Below are 2,063 nucleotides of genomic sequence, written 5' to 3' on the forward strand. Positions count from 1 at the left end.
GGCCACCGGGCCACCGGGCAGCCGGACCGCCAGACCATCGGGCAACCAAGCCGCCAGGCCGCCAGGCAATTAGGCAACCGGGCCGCCGGGCAACCGGGCGGCCGAGTGGCAGCCCCCGCCCCCGCCCCCGCGTCAGCGCACGCTGAGCACGAGCTTGCCGCGCACGCGCCCCCGCGCGCCGTGGACGTGCGCCTCGGCGGCCTGCTCCAGCGGGAACACCCGCTCGACCTCCACCCGCACCTCCCCCGCGTCGATCAGCTCGCCGATCCTGGCCAGCGCGGGCGCGTCCGGCTCGACCAGGAACGGGCTGGTGCGCACCCCCAGCTCCGCCGCGCGCGCGACCGCCGCCTCCGAGACGCCGCCGGGCACGCCGACGAACAGCCCGCCGGGCCTGAGCACCGACAGGGACCGCAGGTCGGTCTCGTCGCGCCCGCCGATCAGGTCGACGACGACGTCCACGTCGCTCACGTGCTCCTCGAACCGCGCCGACCGGTAGTCGACCAGCTCGTCGGCCCCGAGCGCGGTCAGCCACTCGTGCCGCTCGGCGCTCGCGGTGCCGATCACGTGGGCGCCGAGGTGCTTGGCGAACTGCACCGCGAAGTGCCCCACCCCGCCCGCCGCGGCGTGCACGAGGACGCGCTGGCCCTTCTCCACCCCGGCGGTGTCGACCAGGACCTGCCACGCGGTCAGCGCGGCCAGGGGCACGGCGGCGGCCTCCTCGTGGGTGAGGGAGGCGGGCTTGCGGGCGAACTGGCGGGAGGGCGCGGTGACGTGCTCGGCGTAGGCGCGGGCGGCGCGCGGGAACCACGGCATCCCGTAGACCTCGTCACCGGGCTGGAGCGTGGTCACGCCGAACCCGACCGCCTCCACCACGCCGGACACGTCCCAGCCGAGGACGTGCGGCGCGTCGCCGAGGTGGTCCGCCATGCCGCCGCCCGCGCGGCTCTTCCAGTCGACCGGGTTGACCCCCGCCGCGCGCACCCGCACGAGCACCTCGGTGGGCAGCGGCTCGGGCTTGGCGACCCGCTCGACGCTGAGCACGTCGGGCCCGCCGAAGGACCGCTGGACGACGGCGCGCATGGTCTCGGACATCTTCACTCCCCGTGACGTCGGTACCCGCCGGAAGATCGCTCCCGGCGTGCCCCGACCGTATCCGCGAGGGGGTGCTTACCCGCAAGGTTCACTGCTTCCCGAAGGGAAGTAACCAGTTCAGGACCCCGAAGGCAATCGGTCGAGGTTGTCCTCCACCCACGACCGCAGGCCGTGCAGCGGCACGGCGGCGTCCTGCCCGAGGTCGGTGAGCGAGTACTCCACGTGCAGGGGCACGGCGGGCACGACCTCGCGGTGCACCAGCCCGTGGTCCTCCAGCCGCCGCAGGGTCTGGGTGAGCACCTTCGGGCTGACCCCCTCCAGCCGCCGCTGGAGCTCGCCGAACCGCAGCACCCCGTCCTCCAGCGCGCCGATGGCGAGCGCGGACCACTTGTTGGCCAGCAGGTCCAGCATCGACCGGCACGGGCACTGGGCCTTGTACACGTCGTGCACCGAGTGCGCGCCGCTCCCGCAGTCGACCGCCATGACACCCCTTGAGCAGGAAGCTTCCGAAAGGGAAGCAATGACCGGAAAGCGCCACTGTACGCCCCCGCGACTCCAGACGAGAACGATCTTCGCGCGCGCGCGAAACCTACCCCCACCAGGCCAGGAGCCCAAACTCTCTCACCCGTTGGACGAAAATCCACCCCTCTGGAGATCGACCTAAGGTGAGCGCCGCTCGCCCCCCTCAAGGTCAGGTGCCCGTTGTCAGAACCCCTACGCCCCACCGCGGTCCGCTCGCTGCCGCGCGCCGTCCTGTCGGTGCTGCGGCACGACCGCTGGGCGCGCGCCGGAGCGATCGCCATCGCGGTCCTCGGGCTGCTCGCCCTGTCCGCCGACCTGCTCGGCGCGCTCACCGGCCAGGACCCGTACACCTACCGCACCGAGGCCCTCGACCCGGCGACCGGCGCGCCCGCCGGGGCGCTCGGCGGGGTGAGCGCGACGCACTGGTTCGGCGTCGAGCCGCTGACCGG

2 protein-coding genes and 1 pseudogene are annotated in these 2,063 nt (G+C 74.0%); 1 reads left to right on the top strand and 2 read right to left on the bottom strand.

Going from position 1 to position 2,063, the window contains the following annotated elements; all coding sequences use genetic code 11:
* Positions 1-132 precede the first annotated feature (132 nt).
* The gene (locus ACTUAL_RS15310; protein WP_440900727.1) at positions 133-1,092 is read right to left on the bottom strand and encodes an NADP-dependent oxidoreductase; all 960 of its coding nucleotides are present in this window, start codon (positions 1,090-1,092) and stop codon (positions 133-135) included.
* Between the two features lie 117 nt (positions 1,093-1,209).
* Positions 1,210-1,575 (bottom strand): winged helix-turn-helix transcriptional regulator, encoded by a 366-nt coding sequence (locus ACTUAL_RS15315; RefSeq protein WP_440900728.1) that lies wholly within the window; start codon positions 1,573-1,575, stop codon positions 1,210-1,212.
* Positions 1,576-1,794: 219 nt separating this feature from the next.
* On the opposite strand from ACTUAL_RS15315, the pseudogene ACTUAL_RS15320 reads away from it, so the two are divergent.
* A pseudogene (locus ACTUAL_RS15320) lies at positions 1,795-2,063 on the top strand (ABC transporter permease); the annotation flags it as partial.

Source organism: Actinosynnema sp. (genome assembly GCF_052038725.1).